The 16,370-nt window shown below is 66.7% G+C and carries 18 protein-coding genes and 2 tRNA genes; 10 read left to right on the top strand and 10 right to left on the bottom strand.

Translation table 11 applies throughout. The features are described 5' to 3' along the window. Nucleotides 1–68 precede the first annotated feature (68 nt). From ACZLHH_RS08720 to ACZLHH_RS08755, 8 genes are all read right to left on the bottom strand, one after another. Nucleotides 69–145, bottom strand: a tRNA-Arg gene (locus ACZLHH_RS08720). Further along, nucleotides 136–1,062, bottom strand: coding sequence for an alpha/beta hydrolase family protein (locus ACZLHH_RS08725; protein WP_049421725.1), 927 nt, complete (start codon nucleotides 1,060–1,062; stop codon nucleotides 136–138). Before ACZLHH_RS08725 ends, ACZLHH_RS08720 begins: the two co-directional genes overlap by 10 nt. Next, the gene (thiD, locus tag ACZLHH_RS08730) at nucleotides 1,059–1,868 is read right to left on the bottom strand and encodes a bifunctional hydroxymethylpyrimidine kinase/phosphomethylpyrimidine kinase (protein WP_049423499.1); all 810 of its coding nucleotides are present in this window, start codon (nucleotides 1,866–1,868) and stop codon (nucleotides 1,059–1,061) included. The genes ACZLHH_RS08725 and thiD overlap by 4 nt, the downstream gene beginning before the upstream one ends. A 64-nt stretch (nucleotides 1,869–1,932) precedes the next feature. Continuing rightward, on the bottom strand, nucleotides 1,933–2,601 hold the full coding sequence (locus ACZLHH_RS08735; RefSeq protein WP_049400933.1) for a YoaK family protein: 669 nt from the start codon (nucleotides 2,599–2,601) through the stop codon (nucleotides 1,933–1,935). Nucleotides 2,602–2,613: 12 nt separating this feature from the next. Then, complete coding sequence (locus ACZLHH_RS08740) at nucleotides 2,614–3,120, bottom strand: hypothetical protein (RefSeq protein ID WP_149909432.1); 507 nt, start codon at nucleotides 3,118–3,120, stop codon at nucleotides 2,614–2,616. Beyond that, a complete protein-coding gene (locus ACZLHH_RS08745; protein WP_010484287.1) occupies nucleotides 3,117–4,517 on the bottom strand; it encodes a PhoH family protein in 1,401 nt (466 codons plus the stop codon). Before ACZLHH_RS08745 ends, ACZLHH_RS08740 begins: the two co-directional genes overlap by 4 nt. Nucleotides 4,518–4,601: 84 nt before the next feature. Next, the gene (locus ACZLHH_RS08750) at nucleotides 4,602–5,081 is read right to left on the bottom strand and encodes a peroxiredoxin (protein WP_180844900.1); all 480 of its coding nucleotides are present in this window, start codon (nucleotides 5,079–5,081) and stop codon (nucleotides 4,602–4,604) included. 79 nt (nucleotides 5,082–5,160) lie between these two features. Then, a complete protein-coding gene (locus tag ACZLHH_RS08755; protein WP_005409051.1) occupies nucleotides 5,161–5,721 on the bottom strand; it encodes a glycine cleavage system transcriptional repressor in 561 nt (186 codons plus the stop codon). Nucleotides 5,722–5,885: 164 nt separating this feature from the next. On the opposite strand from ACZLHH_RS08755, the gene dapA reads away from it, so the two are divergent. After that, complete coding sequence (dapA, locus tag ACZLHH_RS08760) at nucleotides 5,886–6,779, top strand: 4-hydroxy-tetrahydrodipicolinate synthase (RefSeq protein ID WP_180844901.1); 894 nt, start codon at nucleotides 5,886–5,888, stop codon at nucleotides 6,777–6,779. 32 nt (nucleotides 6,780–6,811) lie between these two features. Then, the gene (locus ACZLHH_RS08765; RefSeq protein WP_006432432.1) at nucleotides 6,812–7,327 is read left to right on the top strand and encodes a hypothetical protein; all 516 of its coding nucleotides are present in this window, start codon (nucleotides 6,812–6,814) and stop codon (nucleotides 7,325–7,327) included. A 220-nt stretch (nucleotides 7,328–7,547) separates the two neighbouring features. Here ACZLHH_RS08765 and fdxA read toward each other — a convergent pair whose 3' ends face one another. Then, a complete protein-coding gene (gene fdxA / locus ACZLHH_RS08770) occupies nucleotides 7,548–7,871 on the bottom strand; it encodes a ferredoxin FdxA (RefSeq protein WP_004153066.1) in 324 nt (107 codons plus the stop codon). A 192-nt stretch (nucleotides 7,872–8,063) separates the two neighbouring features. Here fdxA and ACZLHH_RS08775 point away from each other — a divergent pair, with 192 nt between their 5' ends. Then, nucleotides 8,064–9,488, top strand: a complete 1,425-nt coding sequence (locus ACZLHH_RS08775; protein WP_149909430.1) for a sugar porter family MFS transporter — start codon at nucleotides 8,064–8,066, stop codon at nucleotides 9,486–9,488. Between the two features lie 457 nt (nucleotides 9,489–9,945). Here ACZLHH_RS08775 and ACZLHH_RS08780 read toward each other — a convergent pair. Then, a tRNA-Glu gene (locus ACZLHH_RS08780) sits at nucleotides 9,946–10,020 on the bottom strand. 52 nt (nucleotides 10,021–10,072) lie between these two features. Between ACZLHH_RS08780 and pcnB the strand changes: the two genes are divergently transcribed. The 7 genes from pcnB to pgi all read left to right on the top strand — a co-directional run bounded on the left by pcnB (nucleotide 10,073) and on the right by pgi (nucleotide 16,170). Further along, nucleotides 10,073–11,452 (top strand): polynucleotide adenylyltransferase PcnB, encoded by a 1,380-nt coding sequence (gene pcnB, locus ACZLHH_RS08785; RefSeq protein ID WP_032128849.1) that lies wholly within the window; start codon nucleotides 10,073–10,075, stop codon nucleotides 11,450–11,452. 3 nt (nucleotides 11,453–11,455) lie between these two features. Next, on the top strand, nucleotides 11,456–11,941 hold the full coding sequence (folK, locus tag ACZLHH_RS08790) for a 2-amino-4-hydroxy-6-hydroxymethyldihydropteridine diphosphokinase (RefSeq protein WP_149909429.1): 486 nt from the start codon (nucleotides 11,456–11,458) through the stop codon (nucleotides 11,939–11,941). Nucleotides 11,942–11,975: 34 nt separating this feature from the next. Further along, nucleotides 11,976–12,791 (top strand): 3-methyl-2-oxobutanoate hydroxymethyltransferase, encoded by an 816-nt coding sequence (gene panB, locus ACZLHH_RS08795; RefSeq protein WP_005416119.1) that lies wholly within the window; start codon nucleotides 11,976–11,978, stop codon nucleotides 12,789–12,791. Continuing rightward, entirely contained in the window at nucleotides 12,788–13,627 is an 840-nt protein-coding gene (panC, locus tag ACZLHH_RS08800; RefSeq protein WP_180844903.1) for a pantoate--beta-alanine ligase, read from the top strand. The genes panB and panC overlap by 4 nt, the downstream gene beginning before the upstream one ends. Nucleotides 13,628–13,693: 66 nt before the next feature. Next, complete coding sequence (locus ACZLHH_RS08805; RefSeq protein ID WP_149909427.1) at nucleotides 13,694–14,191, top strand: hypothetical protein; 498 nt, start codon at nucleotides 13,694–13,696, stop codon at nucleotides 14,189–14,191. An 87-nt stretch (nucleotides 14,192–14,278) separates the two neighbouring features. After that, nucleotides 14,279–14,659 (top strand): aspartate 1-decarboxylase, encoded by a 381-nt coding sequence (gene panD, locus ACZLHH_RS08810; RefSeq protein ID WP_032128853.1) that lies wholly within the window; start codon nucleotides 14,279–14,281, stop codon nucleotides 14,657–14,659. Beyond that, a complete protein-coding gene (gene pgi, locus ACZLHH_RS08815; protein WP_180844904.1) occupies nucleotides 14,656–16,170 on the top strand; it encodes a glucose-6-phosphate isomerase in 1,515 nt (504 codons plus the stop codon). Before panD ends, pgi begins: the two co-directional genes overlap by 4 nt. Nucleotides 16,171–16,370: the final 200 nt, after the last annotated feature.

Genomic DNA, 16,370 nt, shown 5'->3' on the forward strand with positions numbered 1-16,370 from the left:
CGGTACACAATCAACTTACTGCTAAATTTTACTGCATTTCCAGCGGCGGATGCTGAAAACCTGTCGAGTGGTGCGCCCGGAGAGATTCGAACTCCCGACCGCCTGGTTCGTAGCCAGGTACTCTATCCAACTGAGCTACGGGCGCCCTGCGACAGGAGCGGAATTATGCGGATGTCGGCGCGTACCGTCAACAGTTTTGTGAAAATTTTCATCCAACTGAATGAAAAAGCTGTCAGCTACGGCCTCCGGCGCCTTCAGCCACGCGAAATGATCGGCGCGCGTGCCCAATTCCTGCGCGGACAGCACGCGCAGCTGCGCGTCCACATTCGGCAGCTTCGCCAGCAGCGTCTGCATCGATCCGGTCGGTGCCAACCAGTCGTGCTCCATCAATACGGCCTGTGCGCTGCCATGCACGCGCGCCATTTGCGCATCGAGGTCTTCGTTCATGCCGGCCGCGGCGTAGTGGTTGTTCAGGCCAACGCGTGCCCAGTCGGCAATCAGCCCGCGCGCTTCGGTGCCACCAAAGCCGAGGCGCCGCCCATGCAGCACGCCCTGGCGTTGCGCGATCCACGGCAGGAAACGATAGACCAGCGGCAGCAGCCAGCCGCGCGGTGGTGGGAAGCCACGCCAGAACGGTGAGCCGCTGGCCGCCAGCCACAGCCGGTTGAAGTGCTGCGGGTTGCGGCCGGCATGCACGCAGGCCAGCTGCCCGCCCAGACTGTGTCCACCGATGATCCAGGGCAGGGCGTCGGTGGCGTCATCGGCTGCGGCCAGGACGGCCTGGCTGGCCGGCAGATCCTGTTCGAGTACTTCGCGATAGCCCCAGTCCTGCGTGCGCGAGGGGCGCAGTGAGCTGCTGCCGTTGCCGCGCCACTCATGCAGGTAGACCGCCACGCCCTTCGCCGCCAGCGCCAATGCCAGTGGCAGGTAGTGACGCGCGGCCACGCCCAGCGCTGGCAGCCACAGCAGGCGCGCGATGGGCTGTGCGGGCACGCAGGCGATCACTTCGTAGCGATGGCCATCAGTGCACTGCACGGCAACGACGTCCGGTGCGAGACTCATGCGTGCGGTGCCGCGCCGAAGTGATCGAGTACCAGCACCTCGCTGCGGCCAGGCGCGTAGCCCTGCTGCAGGCCGCGCGCAACGTAGTCGATGCCGGCTTCGCAGGCATTGGCCAGGCTCAGGCCGTTGCACAGCTGCGCGGCGATGGCCGAGGCGAGCGTGCAGCCTGTGCCATGTGCGTCCAGCGGCAGGCGGGCGTGGATGAATTCTTCGCTGCTGACGCCGTCGAAGTAGCGATCGATCACGCGGTTGCCTTCCTGCAGGTGGCCGCCTTTCAGCAGCACCGCACCGGCACCGAGATCGAGCAGGGCAGAGGCAGCCTGTTCGGCGTCATCGCCGTTGCCGATCTTCCGGCCGATCAGGAGTTCTGCTTCCGGGGTATTGGGTGTAACCAGCGTCGCCAACGGCAGCAGGCGTTCGCGCATGGCCTTGAGCGCACTTTCCTCCAGCAGGCGCGCGCCGCTGGTGGCGACCATCACCGGGTCCAGCACCACGTGCGGCGGGCGATGCTTTTCCAGTGCGTCGGCGACCGCATGGATCACCTCGGCGTTGGCCAGCATGCCGAGTTTCACGGCATGGATGTCGAAGTCATCGAAGCAGGCTTCGATCTGCGCCTGCAGGAATGCGATCGGTGGCACATGCACGGCGGTGACGCCACGGGTGTTCTGTGCAGTCAGCGCGGCGAACACGGCCAGGCCATGCACGCGGTGCGCGGCGAAGGCCTTGAGATCGGCAGGGACACCGGCGCCACCGCCGGAGTCGGAGCCGGCGATGGTGAGGGCGGAAACGGGAGTGGTCGGGCTCATCAGTTGATTGTGCCGTGGTCCCGCAGGGGAAGGTAGATCCACGCCATGCGTGGATGTCCTTGATTCAATGCCGCCAGCGCGCCCACTGCTGGTACACCACATACCCCAGCCCGGTCAGGCCGGTCAGCAGGGCGGGGGCGAGCAGGGCGTCGTATTGCCAGCGCATGAACAACCAGGCGCCGAGGATGCCGCCGCCGAGGAAGCCGCTGATGATCAGGCCGCTGAGGGTCAGCCGTCGAACCTGCAGCGGCAGTCCACGCAGCAGGTGGCCCAGGCCGATGCCGAGGTCGGTGAACATGCCGCTGAGGTGGGTGGTGCGCACCACCGCGCCACTGAAGGTGGTGGCCATCGCGTTCTGCAGGCCGCAGGCCATGGCGGCGGCCAGTGCGCCCCAGATCTGATGCTGTTCGAACAGCGGAATGGCCACCAGCAGCAGTGCCGATTCCAGCGCCAGCGCGACGCCGTAGCGGCGGCCCAGCTGCAATGCGCTGTCCTGGATCAGCAGGCCGCTGAGCATCGCGCCCAGCGAGAACGCGATCAACAGTCCCCATAGATGGCTGACTGCGCGCCAGTCGCCCTGGGCCAGCGCCATGCCGAGCTGGCTGGTGCTGCCGGTCATGTGGCTGACCGCCTGGTGCTCGAAACCGAGGAAGCCGACCACGTTGACCATCCCGGCCACGCACGAGAGCGCGACCGCGCCGATCCAGACCCAGGTGGGCAGGCGTATTCCCATCGGCGGGGCCCCTCAGGGCCCGCCGAAGCCGCCGTTGAACTGCAGCTCGCTGAAGGTGTTGCTGGCCGGGTCGAATACCGCGCCCCAGAACTGCGTGCCGCCGTCACAGACGCGGATCGCTTCCCGTGCCGGGTTGATGCCGCTGTCGTCGGGCAGATGGAAGGCGTTGATGTAGATCAGCCGCTTGCCGGTGCTTTCGATGCCGACGTATTGGCGGTCGAAGTCCAGCACCTTCGGTACCTGTGATTCCAGCGACGACAGCTGCGCTTCCAGTTGGTCGATCTGCTGCCGGCTGGGTGCCCAGTAGCCGCTGACCCGCCCGGCCTCGCGGCCGGGACTGGCGCGCGAGCAGGTGTCGAGCACCTGCGCGGCGATGATCGGGCGGGTGACCACCCAGGATTGGCCGGTACGCTCGGCGGTCGGCACGCTGGCCGGGCCGCGCGTGGTGGTGCAGGCCCCCAGGGCGGCTGCGAGGGCGATCGCAGCCGTGGGCAGCAGCAGGCGGGTGCAGCGGTTCACAACACCTCCGAAGCGTAATCGGCCAGGCGCGAGCGTTCGCCTCGGCGCAGGGTGATGTGCGCACTATGCGGCCAGTTCTTGAAGCGATCCACCGCGTAGGTCAGGCCCGAGGTGGTTTCGGTCAGGTACGGGGTGTCGATCTGCTCGACGTTGCCCAGGCAGACGATCTTGGTACCGGGGCCGGCACGGGTGATCAGCGTCTTCATCTGCTTGGGGGTGAGGTTCTGCGCCTCGTCCAGGATCAGGTAGCGCGACAGGAAGGTGCGGCCGCGCATGAAGTTCATCGAGCGGATCTTGATGCGGCTGGCGAGCAGGTCATTGGTCGCCTGCCGCCCCCACGTGCCGCCTTCCTGGTTGTGCGTGAGCACCTCCAGGTTGTCGGTCAGTGCGCCCATCCACGGCGTCATCTTCTCTTCCTCGGTGCCGGGCAGGAAGCCGATGTCCTCGCCGACGCTGACCGTGGCGCGGGTCATGATGATCTCGCGGTAGCGCTGCTGGTCCATCGTCTGCGCCAGGCCGGCGGCCAGCGCCAGCAGGGTCTTGCCGGTGCCGGCGGTGCCCAGCAGCGTCACGAAGTCGATCTCCGGATCCATCAGTGCGTTGAGCGCGAAGTTCTGCTCGCGGTTGCGTGCGCTGATGCCCCACACGGCGTGGCTGCCGTGGCGGAAATCATCGACCAGTGACAGCACCACCTTGCCGTCGCCGACCACGCGGCTGACGCGCAGCTCGACTTCATCTTCGCCAGGCAGATAGACGTACTGGTTCGGGTACCACTCCTCGCCATCCTGCGCCAGGATTTCGTAATGCGTGCGGCCCTTGTCGCTCCAGCTGCGCAGGTCATCGCCGTGGCGCTTCCAGAAATCTTCCGGCAGCTCGGTGGCGCCGGTGTAGAGCAGGCTGAAATCGTCCAGCGCGCGGTCGTTCTCGTAGTCCTCGGACACGATGCCGGCGATCGCGGCCTTGATCCGCAGGTTGATGTCCTTGGAGACGAACACCACCGGCAGGTCCGGGGTTTCTTCCTTCAGTGCCAGGATCGCGCCGAGGATGGCGTTGTCCGGGATGACCTTGCCGAAGCTCTTGCCGGCGTCGAAATGGCTGGTCTGGAAGCGCAGCTTGCCGGCGCTCTGCTTGCCGCGCAGCTGCAGGCCATTGGGACGCTGCAGTGGAATGCCGTCGGCCAGGTTGTCCAGGCCGGATTCCTGCACCAGCTCGTTGAGGAAGCGGCTCACCTGGCGGGCGTTGCGGCTCGCTTCGGAGGTGCCCTTCTTGCCGTTGTCCAGCTCCTCGATCACCTGCATGGGCAGGTAGACGTCGTGCTCCTCGAATTTGAACAGCGCGGTGGGATCGTGCATCAGCACGTTGGTATCCAGCACGTAGATGCGCTTGCCTCGGGTCATCGTCGATTCCTGGTTACGGACAGGGAAAAACCACCACGGCCTGCTGCGGGGCAGGGTGATGGCAGACACAGTAGGCAGTGGGACTCACTTGGACTGGGAGGCCTTCAGTTCGGCGAGAACGGCATCGGCATGGCCGGCAACCTTGACCTTGCGCCAGGACTGCACGATGCGGCTGTCGGGGGAAATCAGGAAGGTGCTGCGTTCGATGCCACGTACCTGCTTGCCGTACATGTTCTTCATCTTGATCACGTCGAAGGCGCTGCACAGCGCTTCGTCGCCATCGCTGACCAACGGGAAGTTGAAGCCCTGCCTGGCACAGAAGTTGTCGTGCGACTTCACCGAGTCGCGCGAGACACCGAGTACCACCGCGCCTGCCTTCTTGAATTTCGGCAGCAGTGCGTTGAAGTCGATGCCTTCGGTGGTGCAGCCGGGGGTGCTGTCCTTGGGATAGAAGTACAGCACCAGCCAGTGGCCGGCGTAGTCGCCGAGAGTGGCCTGTTCGCCACCGGACAGCGCCAGCGGCAGGGAGAGGTTGGTGCTGTCCAGGGTATCGCCGTTGTTCATGAGGTCCTTCTGTCGAGCCTGGGTTCTTTCTACGACAATTGCATGAAACGCCACGCGCCCGTGAGAGGCGCGCGAAGAATCAGAATTTCATCGGGTCCATGATCGCGTCCAGGTTCAGGTGGTCGCAGAATTCAAGGAAATCGTCGCGCAGCGCGGCGATGTGCATGTTGGCCGGCACGCCAATGGTGACCTGCGCGCTGAACATCTCCGCACCGGTCTGCATGGCGCGGTAGCGCGTGCTCTGCAGGTTCTCGATGGTGATGCCCTGGCGGTCGAAGAAATCGGCCAGCTGGAACAGGATGCCCGGCTTGTCGGCGGCGATCACTTCGACGATGTACGGCAGCAGGTTGGACTGCGCCTGTTTGGCGGCGGTGCGGTACCAGACCAGTTTCAGGCCCTCTTCGCGCTCCAGCCGGGTCAGCATCGCTTCCAGCTTGGCCACCGAGTCCCAGGAGCCGGTGGCCAGGGCGGTGACCGAGACATCGCGGCCGACCGTGGCCAGGCGTGCGTCCACCAGATTGCAGCCGCTGTCGGCAATGCGGCGGGTGACGGACAGCAGGGGGGACTCCGGATGCGTCGTGTAGGCGTTGATCAGGAGGTGGTTTTCGCTCGGCGCGGGGCGCGGGGTGGTGTCGGTCAAGGCGATTCCGGGTAATGCATGCGTTAGTCTGAATGCCCGCCAGAGGCGGGGATCCACCGGTGTCCAGCATACTTGCCCGTGCTTTCGCGCCGCAAGTAACATTCAGGTCGCCCCCGGCCTTTCGTGGCGGGCGTTTTCCCTTTCCAGCCAAGAGCAGCACGTCCTTGTCCCTTTCCGGCCTCATCACCGCGCTGGCGACCCCGTTCCGGGCCGACGGCGCCCTCGATCCCGACGGTTGGCAGCGCCTGCTGCACCTGCAACTGGAAGGTGGCGTCCATGGCGTTGTCGTAGCCGGCTCGACCGGTGAAGCAGCGACCCTCACCGATGCCGAGTACGACCTGCTGCTGGCTAGCGCGGTCGAGCGCATCGGCGGCCGCATCCCGGTCATGGCCGGTACCGGCCTGTCGGGCACCGCCAAGACCATCGAACAGACCCGCCGTGCCGCCGCGCTTGGCGCCAGCCACGCGCTGGTGGTCACCCCGCCGTACGTGCGGCCGACCCAGGCTGGCCTGATCGCCCACTACCGCGCGGTTGCCGACCAGGGCGGGCTGCCGGTCGTGCTGTACAACGTGCCCGGCCGTACCGGGTGCGACATGCAGCCGGAGACCGTGGCCGAACTGGCCAGCCATCCCAACATCGTCGGCATCAAGGAGGCGGTGGGTGACACCGGCCGGGTGCAGGCGCTGCTCGCCCTGCGCAGCCCGCAGTTTGCCGTGTTCAGTGGCGACGACGGTACGGCCGCGCGCTCGATCCAGGCCGGTATCGATGGCCTGATCTCGGTCGGCTCCAACGTGCTGCCCGGAGCCTACCGCCGGATGTGCGAGCTGGCTGCCGCCCACGACCACGAAGCCACCGGGTCCTGGGATGCGCGCCTGCAGCCGTTCCATGATTTCTGCGGCGTTGAGCCGAACCCGATTCCGGTCAAGGCGTTGCTGCGCCGTATCGGCATCGGTCACGACCTGCGCCTGCCGCTGCTGCCGCTGTCGGTGGCGCACCATCCGGCGGCCGATCACCTTGCCGGCGACGTCGCCGCCCTCGAAGCCCTTTCCAGCCACTGACCTTCCGTCTTGGTCTGACCCAGGAGATTCACATGCGTCAATCCGTATCCACCGTCCGCGTGCTGTCCTACGCCCTGCTTGCGGTGGCCGTTGCCGCCGGCACCACCGGCTGCTTCAAGCGTGGCGTCAAGGGCGACTACGCCCTGGCCCCGGAAATGCGTCCGCTGGAAGTGCCGCCGGACCTGAACCTGCCCAACGCCACCAGTGACAACAAGGTGCCGACCCTTGCCTCGGCGACCAAGCCGGCGGCCCCGGTGGCTGCGGCCCCGGCCGTGGGCAACACCGGTTTCACCATCGCCGGCGGCAAGGACGAGGCTTTCGCCAAGGTCGGCACCGCGCTGGAAGGCGTGGAAGGCGTGACCATCGCCAGCCGCGCGCAGCTGCTGGGCTCGTATGACGTGGCCTACGAAGGCAGCAACTTCCTGGTCCGCGTGGTCGCCGTCGATGCCGGCGCCTACATCTCCGCGGTCGACCCGCGTGGCCTGCCGGCCACTGCAGAAGCGCCGGTGAAGCTGATCGCCGCGCTCAAGGCAAAGCTGGCCCAGTAAGGGCCGGTCGGGTGGATGCGGGCCCAGGTCCGCACGTGCCCGGGTAGAGGGCGACCTTGGTCGGCGCTTCGGTGCCAACCAAGGTTGGCACCTACCGGATCCTGCTGTTGGCAGCTACCGGATCTTGCGGTTGGCACCGACCGGATCGCGCGGTTGGTATCTGCCGAGCAACGAAAAAGGGCGCCATAGGCGCCCTTTTCGTTGCGGCAAGAGGCGCTTCTCAGCGCTCCAGCAGCTTCAGCTTGTCCGGCTTGCCGTCCCATTCGCCGGCGTCGGCGGGCGGGTCCTTGCGCACGGTCAGTACCGGCCACTCCTTCGCCAGCTCGGCGTTGAGGGCGACGAAGCTCTCCTGGCCGGCAGGAACATCGTCCTCCGGGAAGATCGCGTTGACCGGGCATTCCGGTTCGCAGAGGGTGCAGTCGATGCACTCATCCGGGTCGATCACCAGGAAGTTCGGGCCTTCGTGGAAGCAATCCACGGGGCATACTTCCACGCAATCGGTGTGTTTGCACTTGATGCAGTTTTCGGTGACGACAAAGGGCATGGGCTGGGGGTGGATCGATTCCTGAACCCGCCAATTCTAGAACAGGTTGGCCCCCGGTGTCGGCGCGGGGCGGAAATCGGGCGTCTGGCAGGCGCGGCCGTGGTGGTCGTTGGCGGCAGGGTGAGGCCTGTGCGACGCTGCGGGTCAGCCGGCTGCGTTGGATGGCCGGACCCCTTCCCAGCAGGATCGTTCATGTCCCCAGCCCAGCCCAACATCGCCTCCCATGGCGGTGAGAACACTGCATTCATCGTCCTGATCAGCTGCGTGGCCACGCTGGGTGGATTCCTGTTCGGCTTCGACAGTGGTGTCATCAATGGCACGGTCGACGGCCTGCGCCAGGCCTTCAACTCCAGCGAGGCGGCGCTCGGTTTCGAAGTCGCCTCGATGCTGCTGGGCTGCGCGATCGGTGCCTTCCTGGCCGGCTGGCTTGGGGATCGCCTGGGCCGTCGTGGCGTGCTGATTGCCTCGGCACTGATGTTCCTGGTCTCGGCGCTGGGCGCCGGTGCCGCTCACGCCTCCTGGCTGTTCATCGCCGCACGGGTGCTCGGCGGCTTCGCGGTGGGCGCTGCCAGTGTGATGTCGCCGGCCTACATCGCCGAAGTGGCTTCGGCACGCTATCGCGGTCGCCTGGCCACGGTGCAGCAGATGGCGATCATCTGCGGCCTGTTTGCCGCCTTCCTCAGCAATTACCTGCTGGCCCGCGCGGCAGGGGCCTCCACCGAGCCATTGTGGCTGGGGCATGAGGCCTGGCGCTGGATGTTCTGGATGCAGGCGCTGCCGTCCGGGCTGTTCCTACTGTTGTTGCTGGTGATTCCGGAAAGCCCGCGCTTCCTGGTCCTGAAGGGGCGTCAGCAGCAGGCGAGGGCGGTACTGTCGCGGCTGTACGGCGAGGCGGCAGCGGCGACCAAGCAGGCCGAGATCGAAGCCAGCCTGGCCCAGGATCAGCACAAGCCGCGCTTCAGCGACCTGCGCGACACGGTCACCGGCAAGCTGCGCCCGATCCTCTGGGTAGGCATTGGCCTGGCCATGTTCCAGCAGCTGGTCGGCATCAACGTGGTGTTCTATTACGGCGCGGTGCTGTGGCAGGCGGTGGGCTTCTCGGAAAGCGACGCGCTGCTGATCAATGTGCTGTCCGGCGCGCTGAGCATCGGCGCCTGCCTGCTGACGGTGCTGCTGATCGACCGCATCGGGCGCAAGCCGCTGCTGTGGATCGGCTCGGTTGGCATGTCGGTGGCGCTGGTGCTGATGGTGGTGGCGTTTGCCAGCGGCAGCCTGGTCGATGGACGCCTGCAGCTGTCCGATGGCATGGGCCGGCTGGCGCTGGTCGCCGCCAATGTCTACGTGGTGTTCTTCAACATGTCCTGGGGTCCGGTGATGTGGGTGATGCTGGGCGAGATGTTCCCCAACCAGATCCGCGGCCCGGCGTTGGCCGTTGCCGGTGCGGCGCAGTGGACGTCGAATTTCGCGATCACCGTGACCTTCCCGATGCTGCTGGCCGGCATCGGCCTGGCCGGGGCCTACGGCATCTACGCTGTCGTTGCGATCCTCTCGATCTTCTTCGTGGTCCGTTACGTGCGCGAGACCAAGGGCAAGGAGCTGGAGCAGATGGAAGGCTGACGGCCGGCCTGTGTTTCAGCGCCTCCTTTCTCCGTGGGGAGGCTGCAGGCCAGCCGATCCAGGACACGCCGTAAACCCATCCATGGGGGCTCGATGGCGCCTTGCTCGCGTGCGCTGTCCTGCGCACTCGGCAAGACCAGGGTTGGGCTCCTTGCCCAACCCGTCGGGCGCATGCGCCCAACCCATGGCGCCAACGGTCCTGGATCGGCTGGCCTGCAGCCTCTCGACACATTGCGGGTGGCGGACGCAGGTCTGCGCGTCGGGATTGAATTGGCTGCGGAGGAGCGAGGCTGTTCGTGCCGCCGTCGCGGGAAATCGTCTGGAGGGGGGGGGCCGCCCCCTCCCACGCAGGAACAGGAAGGCGCTACTGCGACCAGGCCGACCGATGCCAATGCAATCCCCGGAAAACAGAAAAGCCCGCACAAAGGCGGGCTTTTTCGGTTCCTGCTGCGGCGACTGGCGCTCCCTAGGGGACTCGAACCCCTGTTTTAGCCTTGAGAGGGCCACGTCCTAACCACTAGACGAAGGGAGCGTAACTGTGTCGCTGCCGAGGCAGGAGCGCTAGTATATGCACCTCGATGCCATTGGGCAATCCCGAAACTTCAACCGGAAGCGCCAACATCATTTCCTCTGCTACATCACCGTTCAGCCTGCGCGTCATCCCGCGCGACCAGCACACGATCTCCCGCAAGGACATCAGCCCGAACGCCCTGCGCGTGCTTTATCGCCTGCGCGATGCCGGCTTCGGCGCCTACCTTGTCGGCGGCGCGGTGCGCGATCTGCTGGTCAATGGCCAACCCAAGGATTTCGACGTGGCCACCGACGCCACGCCCGAACAGGTCAAGCAGCTGTTCCGCAACTGCCGCCTGATCGGTCGCCGGTTCCGCCTCGCCCACGTCGTGTTCGGCCGCGAGATCATCGAAGTCGCCACCTTCCGTGCCAACAGCGATGACGGCAGCGGCGACCGCGAGATGGAAAACGGCATGCTCGTGCGCGACAACGTGTACGGCACCATCGAAGACGACGCCATCCGCCGCGACTTCACCTGCAACGCCCTGTACTACGCCATCGAGGACTTCTCGGTGCGCGATTACACCGGCGGCTTCGAAGACGTCCAGGCGCGCCTGATGAAGCTGATCGGCGACCCCGAGCAGCGTTATCGCGAAGATCCGGTGCGCATGCTGCGTGCGGTGCGCCTGGCGGCCAAACTCGGCTTCCAGATCGAAGAGGGCACCGCCGCGCCGATCCCGCACCTGGCGGGCCTGCTCAACGAAGCCGCACCGGCGCGCCTGTTCGAGGAAGTGCTCAAGCTGTTCCTGTCCGGGCACGGCGTGGCCAGCTTCGAAGGCCTTGAGCGCTACGGCCTGCTGGACGTGCTGTTCCCTGAAAGCGCCAAGGCGCTGAAGTCCAACCGCACCGGCGCGCTGCGCCGCATGCTGGTGGAGGGCCTGGCCAACACCGATGCCCGCGTGGCCAACGATGAACCAGTCTCGCCCGCGTTCCTGTTTGCGCTGCTGCTGTGGCCGGCGTTCTGCCGGGCCCAGGCAACCCTGCTCAAGCAGGGCGTGGCACCGGAAGAGGCGCAGCGCCGTGCCGCCGATCGCGTCACGGTGCAGCAGCTGAGCACCATCGCGCTGCCGCGCCGCTTCTCGCTGCCGATGCAGGAAATCTGGCTGCTGCAGTCGCGCTTCAGCTCGCGCCAGCGCAAGCGCGTGTTCCGTACCCTGACCCATCCGCGCTTCCGCGCTGCGTTCGACTTCCTCAGCCTGCGCCAGGTGGCCTCGGCCGAGCACGCCGCCGATGTCGAGTTCTGGCGTGAGGCGCAGGCGCAGTCCGGTCGTGAGCTGGAGTCGTCGCTGGACGTGATGCACAGCGAAGAGGGGGATGACGAGAGCGGGGCACCGCGCAAGCGCCGCCGTCGCCGCCGTCGTCCGGGTGCCCCGGCCGGTGCGGCTGGCGAGTAAACGATGACCCTTGCCTGGATCGGCCTCGGCGCCAACCTTGGCGACGCGGCCGTCACCGTCGGCGCGGCGATTGCCGCGCTCGACGGCCTGCCCGATACCCGCCTGCGCCGAGCCTCAAGGCTGTACGCCACGCCGGCCTGGGGCAATGAAGACCAGCCGCCGTTCGTCAACGCGGTGGCTGCGGTCGAGACCACGCTGCCCGCCGATACGCTGCTGCAGGCGATGCTGGCGCTGGAGCAGCGTTTTGGTCGCGTACGCGATCCGGCGGTGCACTGGGGCCCGCGCGCGCTGGACCTGGACCTGCTGCTGTATGGCGCGCAGGTGCTCGACCAGCCTGGTCTGCAGGTGCCGCATCCTTACCTGCACGAGCGTGCCTTCGTGTTGGTGCCGCTGGCCGAAATCGCGCCGGATCTGGCCATTCCCGGCCATGGCCGCGTGCGGGATGCAGTGATGCGGGTGGATGCCTGCGGGATTGCGCCGATAGGGTGATAATGCCCGGGTTATCTCCCCCGGTTATCAGCACATGAGCACCCACGCAGACAGCAAGCCCTGGACCGTTCCCGCCCTGGCCGAGGCCAAGCGCAATGGCCAGAAGCTGGTCATGTTGACCGCCTACGACGCCGGCTTCGCCCGCACTTTCGATGCCAACGGCGTCGACCTGATCCTGATCGGCGATTCGCTGGGCATGGTCGTGCAGGGCCATGATTCGACCTTGCCGGTGACCGTGGCCGACATGGTCTACCACACCCGCGCCGTGGCCCGCGTGCTGCAGCGTGCGTTGCTGGTGGCCGACCTGCCGTTCGGCGCCGATGCCACCCCGGAGCGCGCGCTGGATGCCTCGTTGCAGCTGCTGCAGGCCGGCGCCGAGATGGTCAAGATCGAAGGTGCCGGCTTCAAGGTCGACATCATCCGCTACCTGGTGGAGCGCGAGATTCCGGTCTGCGCGCATCTGGGCCTGACCCCGCAGTCGGTGCTGCGACTGGGCGGCTTCAAGATCCAGGGTCGTGGCGATGCCGCGCGCCAGCTGGTGGAAGATGCCAAGGCTGTGGCCGCTGCCGGTGCCAGCATCATGGTGCTCGAATGCGTGCCGACTCCGGTCGCCGCCGAAGTGACCGCTGCGGTGGATGTGCCGACCATCGGCATTGGCGCAGGCCCGCAGTGCGATGGCCAGGTGCTGGTGCTGCATGATTTCCTCGGCCTGGACAGTGGTCATCGCCGTCCCAAGTTCGTCAAGGATTTCCTTGCCGAAGGCGGTTCGGTGGCCGGTGCCACCCGCGCCTATGCCGACGCGGTGCGCGACGGCAGCTTCCCCGACGAACAGCACGCCTACGCCCAATGATCCAGACCTTCAACGAGCTCGGCGCACTGCGCGGGCAGATCGCCCAATGGAAGCGCGAGGGCCTGCGCGTGGCGCTGGTGCCGACCATGGGCAACCTGCATGGGGGCCACCATTCGCTGGTGACCCTGGCCCGCCAGTACGCCGACAAGGTGGTGGCGAGCATCTTCGTCAACCCGACCCAGTTCGGGCCGAACGAGGATTTCAGCCGCTACCCGCGCACGCCCGAGGCCGACGTGGCCGGGCTGGAGCAGGCCGGCTGCGATGCGGTGTGGCTGCCCAGCGTCGAGGTGATGTACCCGCTGGGGGTGGACAAGACCACGCGCATGCACGCGCCGGGCGTGAGTGAAGTGCTGGAAGGCGCCAGCCGTCCGGGGCACTTCGATGGCGTGTGCACGGTGGTGGCGCGCCTGTTCCTGCAGGTGCAGCCGGATGTGGCCGTGTTTGGCCGCAAGGACTACCAGCAGCTGGCCGTCATCAAGCAGATGGTGGCCGAACTGTCGTTCCCGATCCAGATCGTCGGCGCGGACATCGTGCGTGACGACGATGGCCTGGCCAAGAGCTCGCGCAACCAGTACCTGAGCGCCGAACAGCGCCCGGTCGCGACCAGCATCCACCGCACCCTGCTGGGCATGCGCGAGGGTTACGTGGCTGGCCAGTCGCGCGCGCAGATCGAGGCCGACGCAACGGCCGCGCTGCAGGCGGATGGTTTCCAGGTCGACTACGCCGTGTTGCGCACGCCGGAACTGGCCGAGCCGACCTTCGACGGCGGTGGCCGCGTGGCGCTGATCGCCGCACGCCTGGGCAGCACGCGCCTGATCGACAACCTGGAGTTCTGAGCCGCATGCGGCTCCGGGGCGCCCGCAACGGGCGCCTCTCGACTTCCCACGGACGGGAGACCGGAAATGAAGACCCCCAGCACCGATACCGGCCGTCTTGCCCAGGCCTCGATCCTGGCGGTGCTGGCCGCCGGCATGCTGCCGGCCCAGTTGTTTGGCGGCCTGTTGTTCGCGCTTGAATTCCGGCGCACGCCGATGCCTGCGCTCACCGGCGGTGGGCTGATGTTCGTGTTGGCCGTGTGCAATGCGATCGCGGTGTTGCTGCCGATGGCGCTGATCCTGCAGTCTCAACAGCGGCTGCGCCGGACTGGATTCGTGCTGGTCGGCTTCGGGTTGGGCGCGCTGGCCATGGCCACCTGCACCTGGCCGGGCGCGGACAATGGTCCGCTGCTGCAGCGCCTGCGCTATGTCGACACCTTCGACGTGATCAGCTATGCCTTGCAGGTGCTGGCCGCAGGTGGCTTCGGCCTGGTCGCCGGGCTGGCCTTCCATACGGTGTTCCGGCTGTCTCTGGAGGGCAGTTCCGGGCATGCCGCGCCGCCGCCGCCGGGGGAGGGGGCCTGAACAGCCTTCAGCGTCCTGCTGCGGCCCCCTGACGATGGCCAAGCGGGTGCTAGAATCCGCTCTTTCCTTTGCCGTTGCAGCGCCCCCATGCACCTGTCCCTGCTCAAGACCAAGATCCACCGCGCCACCGTCACCCATTCCGAGCTGAACTACGAAGGCTCGATCGCCATCGATGACAACCTGCTGGCTGCCACCGGCATCCGCGAGTTCGAGCAGGTGCACATCTGGGACGTGACCAACGGTGCGCGCTTCTCGACCTACGCCATCCGCGCCGAAGCCGGCAGCGGCGTTGTCTCGCTCAACGGTGGTGCTGCGCGCCACGTGCAGGTCGGTGACATCATCATCATCGCCGCGTTCGCCAGCATGACCGAGCAGGAAGCTGACAGCTTCAAGCCGAAGCTGGTGTACGTTGATGGCAAGAACCAGATCTCCCACACCAACGACACGATCCCGACCCAGGCCGCATGACAACGAACAACGGATTCGACTCGCTGCATTCCCACGCCCAGCGCCTGAAGGGCGCAAGCATTCCCAGCCTGCTCGCCGCCGAACCCGGCCGCGTGCAGGACTTGGCGCTGCGGGTCGGTCCGTTGTATGTCAATTTCGCGCGGCAGAAATACGATGCCGCGGCGTTGCAGGCCCTGCTCACGTTGGCCGCCGACCGTGATGTCGGTGGTGCCATCACCCGCTTGTTCCGTGGCGAGCAGGTCAACCTGACCGAAGGTCGCGCCGCGCTGCATACCGCGCTGCGCGGCGACGTGGTCGATGCGCCGGTGGCGGCCGAGGCCTATGCCACCGCGCGCGACATCCGCCAGCGCATGGGCGTGCTGGTGCGTGCGCTGGAAGACAGCGGCGTCACTGACGTGGTCAGCGTCGGCATCGGTGGTTCCGATCTCGGTCCGCGCCTGGTCGCCGATGCGTTGCGCCCGGTCACCGGCGCGCGCCTGCGCGTGCATTTCGTATCGAACGTGGACGGCGCCGCCATGCAGCGCACGCTGGCCACGCTGGATCCGGCGAAGACCGCCGGCATCCTCATCTCCAAGACCTTCGGTACGCAGGAAACCCTGCTCAACGGCCAGATCCTGCACGACTGGCTGGGTGGCAGCGAGCGCCTGTACGCGGTCAGTGCCAATCCGGAACGTGCCGCCAAGGCCTTCGCGATCGCTGCCGATCGCGTACTGCCGATGTGGGACTGGGTCGGTGGCCGTTATTCGCTGTGGTCGGCCGTTGGTTTCCCGATCGCGCTTGCGATCGGCTTCGAGCGCTTCGAGCAGCTGCTGGACGGCGCCGCGCAGATGGATGCGCACGCGCTGGATGCACCGCTGGAGCGCAACCTGCCGGTGCTGCACGGCCTGACCGACATCTGGAACCGCAACCTGCTGGGCCATGCCACGCACGCGGTGATGACTTACGACCAGCGCCTGGCGCTGCTGCCGGCCTACCTGCAGCAGCTGGTGATGGAAAGCCTGGGCAAGCGCGTGCAGCGTGACGGCCAGCCGGTCACCACCGACACCGTGCCGGTGTGGTGGGGCGGCGCGGGCACCGATGTGCAGCACAGCTTCTTCCAGGCACTGCATCAGGGCACCAGCATCGTTCCGGCAGATTTCATCGGCTGCGTGCACAACGATGATCCCTACACGATCAATCATCAGGCCCTGCTGGCCAATCTGCTGGCGCAGACCGAAGCACTGGCCAATGGCCAGAGCAGCGACGACCCGCACCGTGATTACCCGGGCGGCCGCCCGAGCACGCTGATCCTGCTCGACGCGCTGACCCCGCAGGCGCTGGGTGCGCTGATCGCCATGTACGAACACGCCGTGTACGTGCAGTCGGTGATCTGGAACATCAATGCCTTCGACCAGTTCGGTGTCGAGCTTGGCAAGCAGTTGGCCAGTGGCCTGTTGCCGGCGCTGCAGGGTGAGGATGTGGCGATTGCCGATCCGATGACCCGCGAGATCCTGGCGCAGCTGAAGGGCTGACCCGGGCTGCGGATGTGCCGGCGCCCGCCGGCCATCCGATGCCTCTGCGGTTGCCTTCGATCCGGTCGCGCAGGAATGGCGGTGCGGCCACTCATTCCACGTCACTTCCGTACCGCACGTGCAGCGTATTCGTGCGCCCTGCCGCAGCGCAGCTTGACGCACTTCACACGCGGATGCAGTGTGCACGGGCGGCTGTACCT

Source organism: Stenotrophomonas sp. 28608_Sma (assembly GCF_056486185.1).